The 22,216-nt window shown below is 44.7% G+C and carries 12 protein-coding genes; 6 read left to right on the top strand and 6 right to left on the bottom strand.

Annotated features, from left to right (window positions below):
* Positions 1-624: 624 nt before the first annotated feature.
* The gene (locus JGK20_RS17450; RefSeq protein ID WP_293183021.1) at positions 625-906 is read left to right on the top strand and encodes a peptidoglycan-binding domain-containing protein; all 282 of its coding nucleotides are present in this window, start codon (positions 625-627) and stop codon (positions 904-906) included.
* Positions 907-976: 70 nt separating this feature from the next.
* The gene (locus tag JGK20_RS17445; RefSeq protein WP_293183023.1) at positions 977-1,249 is read left to right on the top strand and encodes a peptidoglycan-binding domain-containing protein; all 273 of its coding nucleotides are present in this window, start codon (positions 977-979) and stop codon (positions 1,247-1,249) included.
* A gap of 446 nt (positions 1,250-1,695) precedes the next feature.
* Here the strand turns inward: JGK20_RS17445 and JGK20_RS17440 are convergent, their stop codons facing one another.
* From JGK20_RS17440 to JGK20_RS17430, 3 genes are all read right to left on the bottom strand, one after another.
* Positions 1,696-5,094, bottom strand: a complete 3,399-nt coding sequence (locus JGK20_RS17440) for an ATP-binding protein (RefSeq protein ID WP_293183025.1) — start codon at positions 5,092-5,094, stop codon at positions 1,696-1,698.
* Positions 5,095-5,452: 358 nt separating this feature from the next.
* On the bottom strand, positions 5,453-8,728 hold the full coding sequence (locus JGK20_RS17435; RefSeq protein WP_293204741.1) for a response regulator: 3,276 nt from the start codon (positions 8,726-8,728) through the stop codon (positions 5,453-5,455).
* Between the two features lie 120 nt (positions 8,729-8,848).
* Positions 8,849-9,766, bottom strand: a complete 918-nt coding sequence (locus JGK20_RS17430; protein WP_293183057.1) for an aliphatic sulfonate ABC transporter substrate-binding protein — start codon at positions 9,764-9,766, stop codon at positions 8,849-8,851.
* A 463-nt stretch (positions 9,767-10,229) separates the two neighbouring features.
* Here JGK20_RS17430 and JGK20_RS17425 point away from each other — a divergent pair, with 463 nt between their 5' ends.
* Complete coding sequence (locus tag JGK20_RS17425) at positions 10,230-10,529, top strand: hypothetical protein (RefSeq protein ID WP_293151314.1); 300 nt, start codon at positions 10,230-10,232, stop codon at positions 10,527-10,529.
* A 179-nt stretch (positions 10,530-10,708) separates the two neighbouring features.
* Here JGK20_RS17425 and atpC read toward each other — a convergent pair whose 3' ends face one another.
* On the bottom strand, positions 10,709-11,116 hold the full coding sequence (gene atpC / locus JGK20_RS17420; protein WP_293183029.1) for an ATP synthase F1 subunit epsilon: 408 nt from the start codon (positions 11,114-11,116) through the stop codon (positions 10,709-10,711).
* A 10-nt stretch (positions 11,117-11,126) separates the two neighbouring features.
* On the opposite strand from atpC, the gene JGK20_RS17415 reads away from it, so the two are divergent.
* Complete coding sequence (locus JGK20_RS17415; RefSeq protein WP_293183031.1) at positions 11,127-11,390, top strand: hypothetical protein; 264 nt, start codon at positions 11,127-11,129, stop codon at positions 11,388-11,390.
* Here JGK20_RS17415 and atpD read toward each other — a convergent pair.
* Together atpD and JGK20_RS17405 are read right to left on the bottom strand one after the other, a co-directional pair.
* Positions 11,383-12,840, bottom strand: a complete 1,458-nt coding sequence (atpD, locus tag JGK20_RS17410; protein ID WP_293183033.1) for a F0F1 ATP synthase subunit beta — start codon at positions 12,838-12,840, stop codon at positions 11,383-11,385. The genes JGK20_RS17415 and atpD overlap by 8 nt on opposite strands.
* Positions 12,841-12,966: 126 nt before the next feature.
* Entirely contained in the window at positions 12,967-13,767 is an 801-nt protein-coding gene (locus JGK20_RS17405; protein WP_293190619.1) for a PEP-CTERM sorting domain-containing protein, read from the bottom strand.
* 423 nt (positions 13,768-14,190) lie between these two features.
* Here JGK20_RS17405 and JGK20_RS17400 point away from each other — a divergent pair, with 423 nt between their 5' ends.
* Positions 14,191-14,334: a hypothetical protein gene (locus JGK20_RS17400; RefSeq protein ID WP_293183037.1), complete on the top strand. Its 144-nt coding sequence runs from the start codon at positions 14,191-14,193 to the stop codon at positions 14,332-14,334.
* A gap of 367 nt (positions 14,335-14,701) precedes the next feature.
* A partial coding sequence (locus tag JGK20_RS17395; RefSeq protein WP_293231536.1) for a filamentous hemagglutinin N-terminal domain-containing protein occupies positions 14,702-22,216 on the top strand: 7,515 nt, incomplete at its 3' end.

Raw genomic sequence — 22,216 nt, 5'->3', positions numbered from 1 at the left:
TATTTAATCTGATACCTCTTGAGTTTTTGAGTAACAGCTTGCCGGAGATTCAAAGGTGACTACTTTTAGCTGGGCTCATTTTTTAGTCTAAACTACAGTTATAAGATTAGGAAAGAGCGCGATGAAGCGCAACTACATACCTTGGCTCAAGTGCGCCATATCGAGAAAATCCCCAGATCTTAATAGTTGGGGATTTTCGTATTTGAATATGTCATTAAAAAATAGTTGCGAGTAGCGATACTTAAGCTAATTTGAACCAAAAAATCCCGATATTATCTTCGTCAATATAAAATATTTTTTTATATGAAATAACCAAGCACTATCTCAATACGCTAAAGAATTGGTTGAAAGCCTCTCTCTTTGGCGTAGAAATTAAAATCAGACGATTCATTACTCCAATCCTCGGACTTCTAGGTAGAGGTCGCTATCCCAGGTCAACTGTCAACTGTCAACTGTCAACTGTCAACTGTCAACTGAACGAACCTCGTTTCTTCTGTCACTCATCTGAGCTACCTCAAACAAGCGTCACTGAAAAAAGCGACTGTTAAAGCACTTTCCACCACAGCTACAACTAGGGAATAGCAGGTTCAAACAACTTGCAAACCACTAATCCCCAATAAAACCATGCAAACCACAAACGAAATTCACGCTCAATTACCGATGTGCTCTTCCTTGCCCACACTGCGACGAAATGATAGCAGCCCTGCCGCCAATAAAGACGTGCGCTATCTCCAACAATCCTTAGTTAAAAAAGGATATCCCGTAGCAACTGATGGATTCTTCGGCGCCAAAACCGAACAAGCAGTCATCAATTTTCAAAAGAAAAATAAGATTACTGTTGATGGCATTGTTGGCCAGCAAACTTGGACGAAATTAGGCGCTTGCGTTAGCGAACCTCCTTGTTAAATCACTGCCAACATTTGCCCGCACTTCTTTGTCGATCGCAACTTGCAAACAATAAATGGAGAATCCAACCATGCAAACCACAAACGCAACTCGCCTTGAATTACCTTCCTGCCGTTATTTTCCCCTACTCCAACGCAACGATGCTGTCACCCAAAATGAGGATGTCCGCTACCTCCAACGAGTTTTAAATGTCAGTGGAGCTTCCCTAGATACTGATGGATCGTTCGGCGCGAAAACCCAACAAGCAGTCATCAGTTTTCAACAGCAACAAAAAATCGCTGCTGATGGCATTGTCGGCCCAAAAACTTGGAATAAATTGGGCGTTTGTACAACTATATTTTAAAGTTTGTACTACCATATTTTAAACAGAGTAGGGCGTGCCGTGCGCGCCCTATCTTTTATAGCAACCGCGCCCGATGCTGAGGACGTTTTTAATTGCTGACACCAATGCGATCGATTCGGGAGCATCTCATTTTTGAAAAAAGCATTTTTTATTATAGTGCTGTCCCCGCTCAAAAAAGGATCGTAGTACGGACTTCAGTCCGCTCTTTAAAAAATGCTTCTTGCAAAACTGAGATGCTCCCAACTAAAGTCTTCTTCCCGAATCCCTGTTTTTACCAGAAGAGCAAAGCCGAAGCGAACCCTCTTCCTTAGGAGCGCGAATTAAATAATTTACACATATTTGTGGGATGGGCGTCCCGCCCGTCCAGAAAAGACGGGCGGGACGCCCATCCCACAAGAACAATAAAAATTGTAAGTTATTTAATTCTCCTTCCTTAGAAAAGCTGCCTACTTTTCCGCCCCGTCTTCCACCCCAGACCACCCCTCGGGTACTCCATACATTCGATACTTGCGAGAGCGCTTGAAATATAGCGTTGCTACCAGATCCTCAGGATTGATTTCTAAAATATTCTCAAATACTTTTTGAGCAGCAACAAATTTTTTCTGGTAGTAAAAATTGAGAGCTTCTTGAAAAATCTCCGCAGTTTGCTGTTTGAGGAGAATGCTTTGTTCTGTTTCTGCATCATAAATTTCAAATACCGACACAGCAGTTGTCTTTCCTTTCACCGTTACTCGATCGACAAATCTGTAGTTGTATGTTTCTGAATCGTCCAGGCGATCGATAATTTCACCGCTAACGAGAATTCCAGAGCCGTAAACCTTAGTCAATCCTTCCAAACGAGACGCGAGATTCACCGCATCAGAAATCACGGTACTTTCCATCCGTTCTCGCTCGCCAATTGTACCCAACATCAAATTGCCCGCGTGCAAACCAATGCCGATCGCGATCGGCAACAAGCCGTTTTGTTCTCGCTGCTCGTTGTAGATACTCAATTCTTTTTGCATATCAATTGCTGCTCGCACACCATCTGATGGAGATGTCGGAAACAAAGCCATGACTGCATCGCCAATATATTTGTTGATAAACCCGTTGTTTTCCCTGATTGCAGGACTCACCCTTCCCAAGTAACTATTAATAAATGCAAAGTTTTCGGCTGGTGTCATCTGTTCTGAAAGTACCGTAAAAGAGCGAATATCAGCAAAAAGTACAGTCATATTCTTTTCCTGATTGTCGCCTAATTTGACTTCAATAATACTCGGTCTTTCAAGCAAATCTAAAAAATCATGCGGCACAAACTTGCCGTAAGCTGCATTCAGTTTTGCCATACTAATTTGCGTCTTGATTCTGGCTAACAATTCCTTTTTGATAAAAGGTTTAGTTATATAATCATTCGCTTCTGAGTTAAAAGCTTCTACCAAGTCACTCGTTTGATTTTTGGCCGTCACCATCAGAATTGGTATTTCTAAAGGTGAGTATTGTTGGCGAACTGCTCGACAGACTTCATAACCAGTCATCTGCGGCATCATTACGTCGAGTAAAATCAAGTCTGGCTTAAATCCTGATTCAATCAGATTTAAAGCTTCTCTGCCGTTGATCGCTTGAGCGATCGCATAGTTTTCCAGAGCGAGATTATTGATAATGACCTGAATGTTAATTGGTTCATCATCGACCACTAAAACTTTTACTTTTTCACCTTCTTCTATCAAGTCCCTTTTGGTTAAGATAGTAGAATTTACTAGAGATGATTCGGAGTCTAATTCAGGAGCAAGCAAAATCTCCTCGCCCTCGGTTAAACCAGGCTGTTTGCTGTTAATTTCCGGCTGACTCTCTGAGACTGGTAAAGTAAAAATAAATTGGGAACCTACGCCTACACTTGAAGATACCGAGATTTTACCGCCGTGTAATTCCACTAATTTCTTGGCAACAGTTAACCCTAAACCCGTCCCACCATATTCTCTAGCAGTGGAACCGTCAGCTTGTTCAAATGATTCAAAAATTTGCTCTAATTTATTTTCGGGGATGCCAATGCCTGTGTCGGATACAGTAATCGCCAATTGGGGATTAGGTGATGATTCTTCATGGCTCGTTATCAATGCTGCTGAAATCTCAACTGTGCCGCTTTCAGTGAATTTAATCGCGTTGCCGATTAAGTTATAAAGTATTTGCTCCAAACGATTCTCGTCGGCTGCTATTGGTGGCAATTCCGGAGCAACTGAGTTAATCAATTGCAATTTTTTTGTGCCTACCAATGGCTGACATAATTTGAGAATCACAAAGACGATTTCTCGGAGGTTGACTGACTTAGTTTGCAGTTCAAGACTTTTGTGTTTGAGCTGAGAAAAGTCGAGGATATCGTTTATTAAAGAAGCCAATCTTTTTCCTGACGATGCAATCAAAGCTAAGTTGAAATTGGTCGTTTCTGGCAGTTTTCCGGTAGCACCGTCTATCAAAGATTCTGCAATCCCAATAATGCCGTTGAGGGGAGTGCGGAGTTCGTGGGAAGTATTGGCTAAGAATTCGTCTTTCAGTTTGTCCAGTTGCTGCAATTGGGTATTTTTAGTTTCTAAGGCACTAAAAGATGTTTGCAGTTGTGCTGCCATGCTGTTAAAAGCAGTAGCAAGCACGCCCAACTCGTCGGAACGATCGAGCTTGACAGTTCTGTCAAATTGTCCTTGAGACAAATCTATTGCTGCATCTTTTAATTTTAAAATTGGTTTGGTAATCCAGCGAGAAGTGCAAATTCCGATCGCAGTAGCTACAGCCAAAGCTGCCAGACATAGCAAGATTGTAGTTCTATTGCCGGCATTTATTTGTTCCATAAAATCGGCTTCTGGAACGACGACGACAATGAGCCAATCTAAACCTTTGCCATCTTGGAATGGCATAACTTTTAAAAATTGCTGCTTCCCATTGATTTCAAAATGGATTAGTTTCGATTCGGTAATTTGCTGCAAGTCTTGAAAGTGACTTTCTAAGTATTTAGCTGTACTCTGGGTTACGATATCGCTGCTTTCTTTGACTTGAAACTGTTGTTTTTTACCGTTTTTGTTGCGGAAAGGTTTTTCTGGGGTGGAAGTTGCCAGCAGCGTTCCCTTTCTTTCGATAATAAAAGTTTGACCGGATTTGCCTATTTTGAGGCTGTTTAAAAATTCACTGATACTGTCCAGACGTAAAGCAGTAATTAATACTCCGTCTAGCTGTTTCTGGTTGTTGTAAACTGGTTGCAGCGCGCTGAGGAGCAGTGTGGGTTCTAGCGAGGAGACATCCACTGAACTCCAAGTGGTTTTGCCTGCTACAGAGGCATCTTTGTATAAAGGGTTCTGTCGGATGTCGAAGTTTTTGATGGTGGCTGCTATTTTTGTGCGATCGCCACTATCATTAGTATTGTAGGAATAAAAATTAAATTTGGTAGACGGGCCGGAGGCGTTAATCAACAAAGTCCCATTCGACATCTTTTCGCCAGTGCGGTATTCTCCATTGCGATTGGCGAATGAGGTAAAATTGATATAAGGATATAATTGCACTTGCCGCCACAGATACTTTTCCCAAGCTGGCAAGTCTTTGATGTTCACAAAACCCAACTTCAGTGCATCCAGCTTGCTTTGATTGATCTGGTGCGGAGTTTGCAAATAAGTTATCAAATTTTGCTCAATGCGATTGCTCACTTCCCCCATTAACTGATCTGCAAGATCGTTCACGGCTTTTTGAGAGTTCTTAAATGATAAATATCCCACAATTCCCACTGCCGCAAATACTTGCAAGACAAACGGAACTATGAGTACAGTTTGCAGCGTCGTTTTTCCTGAAAGTTTGGCAGCTAAGCGATTGAGAGAAAAAGTTGACATAACATTAATTTAGATTAAAAGACACGGTTTATACTCGGAGGGAAGCTACACCACTGTTAAGTATTGTAAACCTTGTTGTAGTTGAACAAAAGTTACACAATAACAGCCTGATTCTAGGTTGTTTCCTGAATCGCTGTCAAACCTGAGATTTTTTATAGAAACCAGGTTTTTTTTCGCATAGCTTTACGCATTATATTCGATTATGAAGTCAAATCTAGCGAACTCTACAGCGGATTTTCGGGGAAATTCCCCATTTTGGGTCTTCAGGCTTCGGTATGAATATATTATGACTGAGACTAGCTCCAGAAAAATCGATGAAGACCTGAAAATTTCTGACTTCAGATTGATGCTACTTTTACTACTTTTCATCCAAACATTCTATCCCCGACCATCCTTCTGGAACTCCATACATTTGATGTTTCAGAGAGCGCTGGTAGTAGATTGCTGCCAACTTATCTTGAGGATTTGTTTCGCAAATATTCTTAAAGATTTTTTGCGCTTTAGGAAAATTTTGCTCGACATAAAGCTGTATACCTTGTTGAAATACAGCAGCAGTTTCCTGTTTTAGCTGAATGCTTTGTTCTGTTTCTGCATCATAAATTTCAAACACCGACACGGCAGATGTTTTCCCTTTTACGGTGACTCGATCGACAAATCGGCACAGATATTGCGATCGATCGCCCAAACGCTCTAAAATTGATTCAGTAACGAGAATTCCAGAGCCGTAAACCTTAGTCAATCCTTCCAAACGAGACGCGAGATTCACCGCATCAGCAATCACGGTACTCTCCATCCGTTCTTCTTCGCCAATCGTACCCAGCATTAAAGTGCCCGCGTGCAAACCAATACCGATCGTAATTGGTGCGTAATCCCTTGTTTGTCGGCGATCGTTGAAAAGAATAACTTGTTTTTGCATTTCCACTGCCGCGCGAACAGCATCATCTGCCGACTCAGGAAATAGTGCCATAATCGCATCGCCAATATATTTATCAATGAAACCTTTGTGATCGCGAATTACCGGACTGACTCGACTGAGGTAGCTGTTGAGAAAATTAAAATTTTCTTGGGGAGTCATAGCTTCGGAGATAGTTGTAAAGGAGCGAATATCAGAAAATAAAACTGTCATTTCTTTCTGGATTTGATCGCCTAGTTGAACATCAACAATACTTTCGTGTCCCAAAAATCGCAGAAAGTCGTGGGGCACAAATCTACCATAAGCTGCATTTATTTTTGTGAGACGGATGTGAGTTTTGATTCGAGCTAGCAATTCATTTTTGAGAAAAGGTTTAGTTAAAAAATCATTGGCTCCTGCATTGAAACCTTGCACTAAGTCAGATACTTGATTTTTCGCGGTTAGCATGACGATTGGCAATTCGCTAGCCGTGAATTTCTCCCTGACTTTATCGCAAACTTCGTAACCAGTCATCCGTGGCATCATGATATCTAGCAATATTAGATCGGGTTTGTAGCCTCTCTCGATAAGAGCTAAAGCTTCTCTACCGCTGCTAGCTTCGGCAATTGTATAATTTTCAAGAAGTAGATTGTTAGTTAATACCTGAATATTTACAGGTTCGTCATCTACAATCAAAATTTTTACTTTGTTGTTTTTCAAAGAACATTTAATCGCACTCGAACTGTTATTGTTAAAATTTGGTGGAGCAGCTTCATTAATTATCAACTTGCGCTCTTCTGTTCTCGAAACTAAAGAATGTCGAGCAGTTGCTGGCAACTGCTTGTCATCGAGATATTGATTTTTAGAAATTGGCAAACTAAAGGTAAACTGGGAACCAACACCGAGTTCTGAAGATACTTGAATTTCGCCACCGTGCAGCTCGACTAACTGCTTTGTAACTGCCAAACCTAAACCAGTTCCTCCGTGTTCTCTAGCAGTGGAGCCGTCTGCTTGTTCAAAGGATTCAAAAATTCGTTCTAACTTATCTTCAGCAATGCCAATTCCCGTATCGGATACGGTAATTTGCAGTTTTGACCTGACAATTAAAGATAGAAGCTGGCTCGTTACTGAACTTTCTTTTTTTGCCAACTGCGGCGATTCCAAGCCGATCGCATTCGCCGAAATTTCTACAGTACCATTGTCGGTAAATTTAATCGCATTGCCGATCAAGTTGTAAAGAATTTGTTGCACCCGATTTTCGTCGGCATCCACCAGGGGAATGTCGGGAGTGACTGAATTAATCAACTGCAAGTTTTTTGTGCCAATTAGAGGTTGAGAAAGAGTTACTACGATATCGACAATTTCTCGAATGCCGACGGGCTTGATTTGCAGTTCAATATTTTTGTGTCTCAGCTTGGAGAAATCGAGAATGTCGTTGATGAGATTTGACAGTCTTCTGCCACTAGATGCAATAATTTCTAGATTGGAAATAGTCAGTGCTGGTAATTGTCCTGTAGCACCATCGATCAAAGATTCTGTTAAACCGATAATGCCGTTTAGTGGGGTGCGGAGTTCGTGAGAAGTATTGGCTAAAAATTCGTCTTTGAGTTTGTCAAGTCGCTGCAATTGAGCATTTTGATGCTCTAATTTTGTGAAAGATACTTCCAATTGACCGGCCATGCTGTTGAAGGCATTAGCTAATTTTCCTAGTTCGTTAGATGAGGCAATATTTACCCGAGTTTCCAATATGCCGCTAGTCATTTGAGTAGCTGCGGATGTTAGAGATTTTAAAGGATTTGTGAGCGATCGCGCAAAAGCGACTCCCAAGCCCACGGCGGCGAGGGCGCTGACGGTGGTAACTGCACCCATGACGTAGATGAGCGATCGCACGGGAGCGTAAGCTTCGGCTGTAGGTAGCTCTACAACCACCATCCACTGTACCCGACGGACGATCGCACCCGTTCCCATGACTTCTTCCCCGTGCCAGCCTCGATAAACCAGCGGAGATTGCATTCCCGAAGCTAAAGCTAATTTCGATAACTCTCCCACAAACGATCGCCCTTTCAAATCTGGGAGTAAATACGGATTAACCTTGTTTCCTGTTTCCGAAATCAGCACCGAGCGGTTGTCGATAACATAGCTGTATCCAGTTTTTCCAACTTGCGATCGGGCTGCAATTTGAATTAAAAAGTTTAGACTTACTCTGGCAAATAATACTCCAGCAATTTTATTTTTACTGTCACGAATAGGTACGGCTAAATTAACAACATTAACCGTTGTCTTCATATCGACATCTACCGAGCTAACATAATTTTGAGCCTGTCGAAACGTCTCCCAAAATAGAGGCGCATCTCCCGAAATACCTGCTAAACTTAAGCTAGATGTAGAGTATGATTCGTAAGGCGACATTACTTGTACGACTTGACCTTTACTGTTTAAAATTCCCACCACTTCGTAGGCGCTGTTGCTATTGATTAATCCTTCAAGAATGCTGCGCTGAGTTTCAGTATTAAATTCTGTTAGGCCACGCAATTCTGACAAATAATTGAGTTGGCGCTGCAAGTTATCCAGATAAGCGCTAATTTGGGCGGCCGCAGCTTGCGATCGCTCGTACTGAAGCTGTTTTGTCTGTTCTATTTGTCCCCGAAAGCTGAGGTAAGCTAACGTACTCCCTGCCATCAATACGCTTGCCACAACAATCGAGACAAAACCATAACGCAGTTGATTGGCAATTGAGGACATTTGATTCTGCTACTTAACAGTTTTAACTCTCTTTCTCTAGGATACACCTAATTTCATTTTTCGTAGCGCTGCTACAATCGCCACCTTTAATTTATCGTTACCTTTGGCTAACTTGTGGTTTTATAAATCTAATTTTTGTTTCCAGATCCGATCTTCAATCCAAATTCGATCCGGCAGGAGTCCCAACCTAAAGAAAATTTCAGCAATGCGTTGTTGTTCTTCAACTGCCCTATCTTGAATTGGTAACAAATCGTAGGTACGGCTTTTAGTTAAACTTCTAGCTGTGGTTTTTTTCATTCCGGTTCGAGCGGTAATAAAGTCTACTGCTCGCTCGGGATTTTTAGTTATCCAATTAGCCATCTGTCGCGTTTCTCCCATGACTGTTTTAACAATATCGGGAAAGTCGCTAGCAAAAGAGCGACTTGCCAAATAGAAGTTTCTGTCATTGATCAGTTGCTCGCTATCAGTCAGGAAATGAGCAGGCATGGTTTCCTGTAACTTAGCTAAAAACGGCTGCCAAACCGCCCAAGCATCAACTTCGCCTCTCAGAAATGCTTCCTGAGCTTTTGGCGGAGACAAATCGACTAATTCGGCATTTTTTAACTTCAATCCGCCTTGAGTTAACGCCCGAATTAACAAATAGTGAGCTGATGTTTTCCGAGTGGCTGCTATTTTCTTGCCTTTAAGATCTGCGAGAGTCCGAATAGGAGAATTTTCAGGAACTATGATGCCAATGCTGCCAGGTAAAGCTGAATCATTAGCAATATAAACGAAAGGTATGCCCTCTGATTGGGCAAAAATTGGCGGCGTAACTCCTGCATAACCCAGATCGATTTTTCCTTGTCCTATTGCTTTTAAAATTGGTGGCCCTGTGACAAATTCCGTCCATTCTACAGACCATCCCATTTTTGCTAAACGGGTTTCCAAAGATCCTTTAGCTTTGAGATAAAACAGGGATCCGAAAGGCTGATGGCCGATTCTTACTATTTTTGTTAAGTTTGAGAATGAGTTTGTTTTTTTTGCTGTAAAGCTATTTATCAGATCGGAGTTGCAACTTGCTACAGTTAAACTCAAGCAAAAAAATAGTATAAATAGCAGCGAATATTTCCAAGCCAAATGCTGTTTAATATTTTGAATCAAAAACGATAATTGAAACCTCGGCTTTTTGTGGCTCATAAAATATCGTCGAAGTAGGTTGTGCAGGAGTAATATTTTCCAGATGTTTTTGACAATACTTATATTACAATACGGTTCAGTTAACAATCTAATTGCTTTGCGCGCAGATAAATTCATTGAGAAGCACCATAGTCTTTGCGATTGCTTCGCTAAGAGCTCGCAATGACATACTTCGCTAACCCAAGCGTATTGACTTATATTATGTCCGCTGATTTCCGGGTGTTAAAAAAGGTAGAATTAAATATAAAATTTTGGCTGGCTGTCTCTGAAATTAGCGACCAAATTAAGCTATATTATAGCAGATTTCAGGAATGTGAGATTTGCTATGGCTGACTCTATTGCTCGCCGTTTGGAACAATACACGATCGCCCGATCGCACGAAGTGTTAATCGTGAAGGCCGAAATAGACGGCGAATTCGACGAAATTGCTATTTTTAAAGGGTTTTCTAGCTCCCTGGTGCGATCGACCGCGAGCGATCCAGAAGTGCCAGTTTTGCCGGAGACAGCAAAGATTGTTAGTGTCGATCGGCTCTATAGTCCCTACAATCCAAATAACCCCCGCTATATCGAGCAAGGGCTATCTTGGGAAACAATGCAATTTCTCTTGTCCGAAGCCGGAGTTTAGAAGACCGGGCGGTTTCAACCGCCGTCTATACAAGAACACCGGGCGGTTTCAACCGCGTCTATACAAACAAAACCCTTCTAGTGCGGGTTGAAGAACTGGCGGTTAACATTACGTTATTTTCTTCAGTCCGCGGAGGCGGACTTTGTTTTTGTAGGCGCGGTTTCAACCGTACGTCCTATCTAAATCGTGCCGCCGGCCGCTTGAAAACGAGCTCTCGCGCGTTTGATTGCTTGCTTAGCTTGAATTTGCTCTTGCAAAGTGCCACTAGCAGAGCTTTCCAAACGAGCTTCTGCTTCGGTGTAAGCAGTACGAGCAGCTTCTTTATCAATCGTTTCGCCTTTCTCAGCGCCGTTGACAAGGATAGTTACTTGGTTTTCTTGGATTTCTGCAAAGCCGCCCATCAGAGCAATAGACACCCATTCCTTACCAGGACGGACGCGCATCACTCCGGTATCCAAAGCAGTCAACATCGGAGCGTGACCGCTCAAGATACCCAATTGGCCAGTCGTGCTTGGCAGAATTACTTCTTCAGCATTAGAATCCCAAACAGTTTTGTCTGGGGCCACTACGCGCACAGTTAATGTCATAAATAGGTAATTGGGAATTGGGAATTGGGAATTGGGAATTGGGAGTTGGGAATTGAGAATTGGGAATTGGGAATTGGGAATTGGGAATTGGGCATTGGGCATTGGGAATTGGGAATTGGGAATTGGGAATTGGGCATTGGGAATGAGTTATTTGTCAGTTCCAATAACTCATTACCCATTACCTATTACCCATTACCTATTACCCATTACCTATTACCAATTACCTATTACCAATTACCCATTACCCATTACCCATTCCCTACTTTCTACTTAGCGTCAGCCTTCATTTTTTCAGCTTTGGCGATCGCTTCGTTGATATCGCCAACCAAATAGAAAGCTTGTTCAGGTAACTCATCAAGTTCGCCACCCAAAATCATTTGGAAGCCCTTAATGGTATCAGCCAACTTGACGTACTTACCGGGGGAACCGGTGAACACTTCTGCTACAAAGAACGGTTGAGACAAGAAGCGTTCAATTTTGCGAGCGCGAGAAACAGTCAAGCGGTCATCTTCCGACAGCTCGTCCAAACCCAAAATCGCAATAATATCTTGCAATTCCTTGTAGCGTTGCAAAATAGACTGCACCTGACGCGCAACACCATAGTGTTCTTCGCCTACAATGCTAATTTGCAACATTGTGGAGGTAGATTCCAGGGGATCAACAGCCGGATAAATACCCTTCGCAGCCAAACCGCGAGACAACAAAGTTGTAGCGTCTAAGTGAGCAAAAGTCGTAGCCGGCGCTGGATCAGTGAAGTCATCCGCAGGTACGTACACAGCTTGAACCGAAGTAATCGAACCTTCGGTAGTCGAAGTAATCCGTTCTTGCAAGTCGCCCATGTCTGTACCGAGAGTCGGCTGATATCCCACAGCCGAAGGCATCCGACCCAACAAAGCCGATACCTCAGATCCCGCTTGTACGAACCGGAAGATGTTGTCAATGAACAAGAGTACGTCTTGCTTGCTGACATCGCGGAAGTATTCGGCCATCGCTAGAGCCGACAGGCCCACGCGCATCCGAGCACCTGGTGGCTCGTTCATTTGACCGTATACTAGGGCAATTTTCGATTTGCTGCGGTCTTTTTCGTCAATAACCCCAGACTCGATCATTTCTTTGTAAAGGTCATTACCTTCACGGGTGCGCTCGCCCACACCGCCAAACACGGACACGCCGCCGTGAGCCTTGGCGATGTTGTTCACGAGTTCCATCATGATCACGGTTTTGCCGACGCCTGCGCCGCCGAACAAACCGATTTTGCCACCGCGACGGTAGGGAGCCAGGAGGTCGATGACCTTGATCCCTGTTTCAAACACCGAAGGCTTGGTTTCTAGTTCGGTGAAAGCCGGCGGCTGGCGGTGGATGGGCATACTTTCGGAAGTATTGACCGGGCCGAGGTTGTCTACGGGTTCGCCGATGACGTTAAAAATACGGCCGAGAGTCGGGATTCCGACGGGAACTTGGATCGCTTCCCCGGTATCTAATACTTCCATACCGCGCATTAAGCCGTCGGTGGTACTCATGGAAACTGCACGCACTTGGCTGTCTCCGAGGAGTTGCTGAACTTCGCAGGTAACAGAAATGTCTTGACCTGCTTCGTTTTTGCCGGCGATCGTAATAGCGTTATAGATTTGGGGCAGTTTGCCGCCTGGGAATTTTACGTCTACAACTGGCCCGATGATTTGGGTGATGTAGCCTACGTTCGTTTTTGTTGCGGTGGATACCATGAATAGTGCCTTTGTTAGGATTCTATTTTTCCCGTTGTGGAAAAAGTCTTAACATTTAGAAATGCTATTTCTCAGAGTACCACTGAACAGACTCACTATTTAGATTTGTATGGGGATGCTTAAGAGTCATTTTTTTGGTTGCTGCTGTCGCTTTTTTTTGCCGCGAGCCGCCGCCAAAGCCCCGATCCCCAGCATGGTGCCGAACACTGTCACAGGCTCGGGTGCTAGCTCGGCGGAGACGGTGAAGTCTTGGAAGTCGCGATCGTTTCCTCCTCCGGCATCGTCGAAGGAGATTTTGCTTCCCTGAGCCAGTTGGGCCATTGTGAGCGATGAATATTGTTCTGGGCCTTTACCGCCGTTGATACTTGTAAATGAGTCGGGGGAGCGGGGGTTGAGCCCAAATTCGCCAAATACGGCTTGCTGACATCCGGCCACCACACAGTCATCTCTGCGAAACTGGGTGTTGGCGGCAAACCATTCGGGGCTGTTCATGAAGGTGCTGCTGGAGGCGTACTGCTCGAATTGTTTGCCACTGCCGCTGTCACTCCAGAGCAGCAGGGCATAAACTTGATCCTGCAAAAAGGTGAAGGTTTGAGTTGGGGAGCCGTTGTTCGATCCCACGGAGTTGCCGAAGGTTCCTTTCCATTCATCGGCGTTCCCGTTATCTGAGGGTTTGAACTCGTAAAACAGTCGGGTGATGTTGCTGTAGCCATTGGCTCCTGTCTGAGCTTGGGCTACCCACAAGCTAGACTGGTAAGCGCCGTGAGATTGGTCGAATGTAAAGTTGATATTGGTATCTCGATCGAACTGGATGCCAGTGCTGCCAAACATGAAAGCTCGGGCGGGCGTGCAGATGCTGAGCAAGATTGTGGTTGCCAAGCTGGCGACTGTAAAAGATGTTTTTTTGACTAGCGTTAAGGTAGTCATAACCCTGATTCCTCCAATATTGTTAGTTAGTAAGCTGGTCAATGCTATCTTGTCAAGACAGGAATAGACGATCGCGACCCTCGGATATTAAGGGCGATCGTCAAACCGACAAAACAGACTCTACGGCAGTGACTCTACGGACTGATATCACTTAGGTGTTTTTTTGAGTCAATGAGTGCTTGTTTTAAGAGTTTTCACTGACACTCTAGTGGCAGACTACTTTCATCTGTCACAGCCAGATTTTCACTCAGTATAGATTTACAAGCTACTACATCTATTGGTATCGCTAACTGTCTCAAATTGACTGGAAGACTTGCAAATATTAGCTTTCATCAAAAATATATAAATTTTTTTAGTCAATTTTTGTAAAATTTTGGTAAAGCTCATCCCAAACTTATAAAGTTTCTCAGAAAAATTTGGCTGTTGGGTGAGTTGCTCCTGGAAGCGGACTGCAAGCTGCTCGCCCTGGAATCGGCTGTGGCGCTGTCCAGAGTAGGAATTGGAGCGAGTTGTTTGGCACTAGCAGCAAGTTGCTTTCACTGGCGATCGGTACTTACGCATTTTTGACTGCTAATCGTCAAGGTTGTTCAACTGACAGTTGACAGTTGACAGTTGACAGTTGACAACTGACAGTTGACAGTTGACAGTTGACAGTTGACAACTGACAGTTGACAGTTGATAGTTGACAGTTGATAGCACTTGACAAAGGAAAGAAGAGGATTGGAGTAATGAATAGTCTGCTTTTAATTTATCCTTAAAAGGGTTCCGGCTTTAAACCAATTATTTATGGTAATTAAATAGATAGATTTCCTGCGGATTTGCTATATTTTTTCGAGGCAAAATACCGTAAATCCTATTGACAGGAGGAACCTTCATGAGTCAGAATAGGGAAAGATAAATACGATCGCACTTTTAGCACAGATCTTTAACCACAATGGCAGCCAACAAACTAAATTTGCTCGGATGGTTATTCATACTTGGCTGCCTCAATGCAGCGGCCGGCTCGGCTTCCGCGCAACCCATCACCCCCGCACCAGACGGCACGAATACAGTCGTGACACCCAACGGCAATCGCTACGACATTTCCGGGGGGTCATTGGGCGGTGACAAGGCTAACCTGTTTCACAGTTTTACTCAGTTTGGTCTCAGTTCCGGTCAAACGGCAAACTTTTTAACCAATCCCAACATTCAAAATATCTTAGGAAGAATTAACGGAGGAAATCCTTCTGTAATCAACGGCTTAATTCAAGTTACAGGCGGCAATTCCAACCTGTTTTTGATGAATCCGTCGGGGATAATTTTCGGACAAAATGCCAGCCTCAACGTACCGGGTTCTTTTAACGCCACGGCGGCGACAGGTATCGGTTTTGGGAACAATCAGTGGTTTAGTGCGATCGCCAATAACAACTGGGCAGCTTTAATCGGGAATCCGAACAGTTTCGCATTTACCAGTCCGCAAGCAGGAAGCATTGTAAATGCCGGGAATTTGACGGTGGCACCCGGTCAAAGTTTAAGTTTGACGGGGGGGACGGTTGTGAATACCGGCCAGCTAAACGCGCCAGGAGGCGGTGTTCTGATTACGGCTGTACCCGGTCAAAATTTGGTGCGGATTTCTCAAGCTGGTAATTTATTGAGTTTGGATGTTCAACCAACAGCAACTGGGGGATCGCTGCCGAATAATTGGACGCAGCCAGTGTTATCTTTGCCGGAGTTGCTGACGGGTAAAGGGCAGGAACAAGCAACGAATTTGACGGTAAATCCGAATGGGGATGTGGTGCTGGGGAATTTGGCTGTGCCTGTTGTGGCGGGAACTGCGATCGCCAGTGGCAGTATCAACGTCTCTGGCAATACTGGGGGTAATGTTAACATTTTAGGCGATCGCGTAGGCGCGATCGCGGCTAACATCGATGCTTCGGGTATTAACGGCGGCGGGAATGTACTGATTGGCGGAGATTTTCAGGGTTTGGGGACTGTGCCGAATGCTGTGCGGACGTTTGTGAGTGCAGATTCGACAATTAATGTGGATGCGATTAGCAACGGTAATGGCGGGCGAGTGATTGTTTGGGCTGATGAAACTACTCGTTTTAATGGGAATATTACTGCCCGAGGTGGCTTGTTTTCTGGGAATGGCGGGTTTGTGGAGGTATCGGGAAAACAATCGCTGGATTTCGCTGGGTTGGTGGATTTGCGATCGACTGTCGGCAGTGCCGGAACCTTATTGTTAGATCCTACTAATATTACTATTAGCACAGCTCCGGATGCAGCCGGTGCATTCGGGGGAGGAGTGTTTACTCCCGGTATCGCTGCGCCTACGGCTACAATTAATAACGGGACGCTGCAAACGCAATTGGGTTTAGGTAATGTCACTATTTCTACTACATCTCTTGGTGCGAGTGCAGGGGATATTACAGTTAGCGCTCCGATTGCTTGGGCTAATAAAAATTCCCTGACTTTGAATGCCAGTAATAGCATATTTGTTAACAACAATATCACAACTCAGGGAGGCAATATCACCCTGAATGCTGATACCGACAATCTCGCCGGTGGTAATGTCACCATTACCAATGCGACGATTAATACAAATGGTGGCAATTTTACCGGTATTGGCCGCGGGAATACTGTCAATGGAAATGGGATTAATATTAATGGTGGTACGATTAATGCTGGTGGTGGGAATATTGACCTCACTGGTAGTAGTGCAGGAAACACGGCAATCAACGTCGGCCTTCAGGTATCTGGCGGAACCATTACACCTACTTTAGTAACTACTGGAACGGGAAAGATTACCCTTACTGGCACTAGCGGTACCAGCCTCAATAGTGACGGGATAATTTTGCGCGGGCCTACTATAAGTTCAGCCAATGGTGAGATTACACTGATTGGTAACGGCAGCGGATCTGGTAACGGCATTCTGATTTTGAGTAATGCCGTGGTGGAATCAACGGGGACGGGAAAAGTTGGCCTGACTGGTACGGGCGGCAATGGGATTAATGGCAGCAATAGAGGGATATCTATTGAGAGCAATAGCAGCGTTAAATCATTCGATGGAGATATCAGTCTTGTTGGAAAAGGTGGCAGCAGTGGAAGCAGTAATTACGGTATTGCGATCGACAACGCGGCCTTAGTGCAATCAACAGGCATTGGAAGTATTAGTTTCAGCGGTACCGGCGGTGCGGGCAAAAACAATAACTCCGGGATATTGATTAACGCCGCCAAAGTGCTATCAAACAATGGAAACATCAGTTTCGCAGGGACAGGTGGTGGCACTGGAATTGGTAACCACGGTATTCGCATGGAAAACCTGCCGTCGTCAGAGGTACCACTTCTAAATGGATCGTTAGTTGAATCAACTGGAAGCGGAAGTATTTCTTTCAACGGTACGGCTGGTGCGGGCACAGACAATAACAGCGGGATATCTGTTGCTAATTCTAACGTGCGATCGGCGAGTGGAAATATCGCCATGACTGGCACAGGTGCGGGGACTGGTATCAATAAAACAAATTATGGCATTATTGTTGAGGGTAATTCAGCAGTAGAATCGACGAAGGCAAGTATCGATCTGAATGGTAAGGCAGCAATCGGTTCGGCGGCAATTTATCTGAATAATGGAGCGCTCAAATCGACGGTGGGAAATGTTGCTCTGACTGGTAATGGGCCAAGCGGTACTAATGAAATTAACCTGAATAATAGCAACATCAACCTGACGGCGGGAACCGGTAATGATGTTACTTTGACCAGTGATGCAATTACGGTTTCACCCACGTCTCAAGTCAAAGGCAACGGTACTATTCTGTTGCAACCTCTGACTCCGAGTTTAGGTATTACTGTTGGCACTGCCGGTAATTCTGCTGATTTGAATCTCAGCACTACTGAACTCGCAGCTTTCAAGGGATTTTCCCAAATGATTGTCGGGCGGGCGGACGGCAGTGGGACGATCGCAATTGCTGACCCCAGTGCTGTTACTTTTGATTTTCCGGTTACATTTCGATCTCCCCAAACTAGCGCCACAACTAGCGGCACAATTGCAGTCAATGGCAACATTAAAGGTGTAAATAATGCTTCAATTAGTTTTGATGCTCCCACTACTAACTTAAATGCAAATGTTGTCACCAACGAACAGAATATTACCTTTGGTGGTAAAGTGTCTCTCGTTCAGGGTTCTAATGTCACTCTCGATACTGGGTTAACGAAGGCAGGCGATATTAATTTTAAGGGAACTGTTGACGGCGATGGGAAGCTAACTTTGACTTCGGGAACAGGTATTATTAATCTTAACGGGGCTGTTGGGGGGACTGTGCCTTTGGGTTCCCTGACAATAGTCAATTCTCAGAATGTTACCAGTACCAGTCCGATCGCGATTACCACTACTGGCGATATTACTACAGGCAATATTACGAATCCCGGACGGGCGATCGCGCTTACGAGCAACAATGGTAACATTACGAGGAGTTCCACAGGGGCGATCGATACCAGTTCTACTACTGGAAGTGGCGGCCCGATTGCACTGAGTGCGAACAATATTACTCCTGGTAATCTTAACTCAAGTTCCACGGCGGGCGATGGTGGAAAAATTACCCTCACGGGTAAAACAGGCAACATTTTAGCAGATCCCGGAGTAGTTTGGAACTCTAGTTCTACGAACGGTGCGGGTGGCGATATCGCGATCGCCACACCCAATCTAGTTCGGATCAATATCATTGATGCTAGGGGATTGTCCGGTACGGGAAATATTAGCATTAGCGGTAATGACATGAGCTTTTCGGGAGGCCCAGATTCCGTACAGGGTAAGGGTACTTTGTCAATTGCGCCGTCTTCGCCTAATGTCGGAATTCGCTTCCAGGATGCACTTGCTGACGATCCGAAGGCGATCGATTTAGGAAAACAATTTTTCTCCTCCTTGGCTAATGGATTTAGTGGAATTGCGATCGGAACGAATAATACAACAGGCAATATCACGGTAGACAATTTGCCTGCTGTTTTCAAAGATCCTGTGACTTTCAATACTCAAGGCACAATTTTTGTAAATAAAGCTCAAGCAATTTCGGGAACTGATGATGCTTCAGTTACTCTCAACGCTACTACTAATAACCTGAAGGGAAATATTACCACCGCCGGTCAAGATATCACCATTAAGGGTAATGTCTTAGTCGGAGATAGCGTCTTGATCGGCAATGGAAATTCAGCAAGTGGCAAGATTCTGTTGAATGATAATATTGATGGCAGTGGCAATCTCACTTTAGAAACAGGTACGGTAAATATTGCGGTGAAAGGTGCTATAGGTAATACCGTACCCTTAGGAAATATTATTGTCAACAGTGGTGGTACGGCTACATTTAATGCTGTCACTGCTAGCAGTTTCACTACCAATGCTGGCGGCAAAACTGAATTAAATGGCAATGTGACTACCACCGGCGCTCAAACCTATGGAGATGCTGTCACGATTGCCAACAATCCAATTCTCGCAGGCACGGGCGTTACTTTCAACGATACTGTGAACGGTAGCAGCAATTTGACGGTGAATGGGGGTAGCGGTAATATTACATTTAGCGGTGCAGTTGGGACTATAAGTGCGATCGGCAATCTGACAGCTAACTCTACAGGTACAACCACATTTAATACTGTCAGTTCTGCCAGCGTCACTACCAATGCGGTTGGTACAACTATACTCAAGGGCAATGTCATTACAACTGGCCCTCAAACCTATGGAGATGCTGTCACAATTGCCAACAATCCGATTCTGTCAGGCAGCGCTGTGACTTTCAATAATAATGTTGACGGCACTGGCGATTTGACTGTGAATTCGGGTAGTGGCAATATTACATTCAGCGGTGCAGTTGGGGCTGCAAGTGCGATCGGCAATCTGAAAGCTAACTCTCAAGGAATAACTGCATTTAATCAAACAGTCAAGGCCGCGAGTTTGACTACAGATGCGGGTGGCACAACTCAAGTGAAGGGAAATGTCACTACAACTAACCCTCAAACCTATAACGATGCAGTCACGATTGCCAATAATCCGATTCTGTCAGGTAGCGAATTAACTTTTAACAATACTGTTGATGGTGGCAGCGATTTGACGGTGAAGGCGGCTAGCGGTAATGTTACCTTCACAAGTGCGATCGGCAAAACAACTCCTCTGACAAGTTTAACTGCCAACAGCAAAACATCTTTAGGTGGCAGTGTTACGACAACTGGCAGTCAAACTTATGCAGATGCAGTGACAATTGCCAACAATCCGATTCTCGCAGGCACCGATATTACTTTCAACAAGACTGTTGACGTAGCTGGCAATCTCGGTATTGCTGCTGACAATGTTAATCTCAAAGGAATTGTCACAACCACCAATGACGGGGCGCTCACAATTACCAATAAGGTTAATCTCAATATTGAGAAAAACCTGAATTTAGACGGTGCATTCAGTCAAAAAGGGGCGGGAACTGTTGCGGTTAGCGGCAATGTCGCCACAACTAATGATAACATCAGTTTTCAAGGCCCGGTGACACTAAAAGCTCCTGTAAGTTTTACACCGGGAGATGCAACTATTGCTTTCGGTTCGACTTTAGCAGCAGGAAGTAACTCGCTGAATTTAACAGCAAGTGAAATTAATTTTTCCGATAAGGTTTCTGGTACGGCCTCGCTAGCGTTGCAACCGACAAAGGCAGGACAAAATATTGTGGTTGGTGGCACCGACAACACTACTCCCGCTTTAGATTTGACGGCATCGGAAATTAATTTGATTCAAAAGGGATTTAGCTCGATCGCGATCGGGAAATTGAATGGTAGTGGCAATATTACCATTCCTAACGATCTCACTTTTACCGCCCCAGTCACGATTCAAACGGGAACTGGTACGATCGCACTTAACGCCAATATTACCGGAAATGACAACAGCAGTATTGCTCTTAACAGCAATAATGTCAAACTCGGCAGTGATGTCGCTCTCAGCAGTGCCGTCGGTAATGTTAGTATCGCAGGTGCGATCGATGGATCTCGGCGCTTGAACATCAATGCTACTAAAGGCAATGTGCTGCTGCAAGGAAATATCGGAAACACAACACCACTGACAGGTTTGAATGTTACTGCCTTAAATACTAAGTTGGGTGGCAATGTTACCACTAATAACAGCAATATCAATATTAACGGTTCTCTCGGGTTGACGAAAGATGCTGTATTCAAGACTGCTGGCGGGAATATTGGCTTTGGGGGTGCGATCGACAGTATAGATGGCGCCCGGAATCTAAATCTCGCAGCAGGTAGCGGCAGCATCACTTTCAATGGATCGGTGGGCGCAACCACAGCCCTAGGAAATCTGACAGCCAATGCTGCGGATGTTACAGCAAACTCGAATATTAACGCGCAAAGCTTGCAAGTAAATAGCACCGGAAATATCAATTTGTTGGGAAATGTCACTGCTTCAAACGGGCAAAATGGAGGGACAATCGAGCTTTCGAGCCCTACCGGAAAAGTGAATGCTAGAGATTTGAATACAGCGGGAAATACTGGCGGGAACATTACCGTTAAAGCTTTAAATTCAATTACGGCGGGAAAAATTACCTCCTTCGGTACAGCCGGAAATGGTGGCAATGTGTTCTTAGATCCGATCGGCGATCTTCAAGTAGAGTCAATTAATGCCCAAGGCGGTACGCGTGGCACTGGTGGCGATGTGTTTATTTCGACGGGGAATTTTTTCCGCGCTACAGGTGGTTTTTCCACCGCACTTTCGCCGACAGGATTTGCTAGTATTTCTACTGCGGGTGGCGCCGGTGGTGGCAAAATTACAATTGTGCACGCTGGTGGAGATCAAGGCCCACCGATTCAACCGTTTGTCGTGGGAGATACTACTATTAACGGTACGGCGGGTGCAATTACAACTGGACAATCTAGAATTACATCGCAGTCGTTTCCGCGTTCTAGTATTGTGGGTAATATTGTGTTGTTGACTGACGACGGCAAAGATCCAGCGCCAACAAATCGGCAGCCAATCCCGCCGACACCTGAAGTAATTCCGCCGACAAATGGGCCGACACCTGAAGTAATTCCGCCGACAAATGGGCCGACACCTGAAGTAATTCCGCCAACAAATGGGCCAAACACGGGCATCATTCCGCCGACAAATGGGCCGACACCTGAAGTAATTCCGCCAACAAATGGGCCAAACACGGGTATCATTCCGCCGACAAATGGGCCGAACACTGGTATCATTCCGCCGACAAATGGGCCAAACACGGGTATCATTCCGCCGACAAATGGGCCGAACACGGGCATCATTCCGCCAACAAATGGGCCAAACACTGGTATCATTCCGCCAACAAATGGGCCAAACACGGGCATCATTCCGCCGACAAATGGGCCAAACACTGGTATCATTCCGCCGACAAATGGGCCGAACACTGGTATCATTCCGCCGACAAATGGGCCGAACACTGGTATCATTCCGCCGACAAATGGGCCG

The organism is Microcoleus sp. PH2017_05_CCC_O_A (genome assembly GCF_020738785.1).
In the GTDB taxonomy this organism is placed as follows: Bacteria; Cyanobacteriota; Cyanobacteriia; order Cyanobacteriales; family Microcoleaceae; genus Microcoleus.
This window is presented reverse-complemented; position numbering and strand designations above follow the sequence as displayed.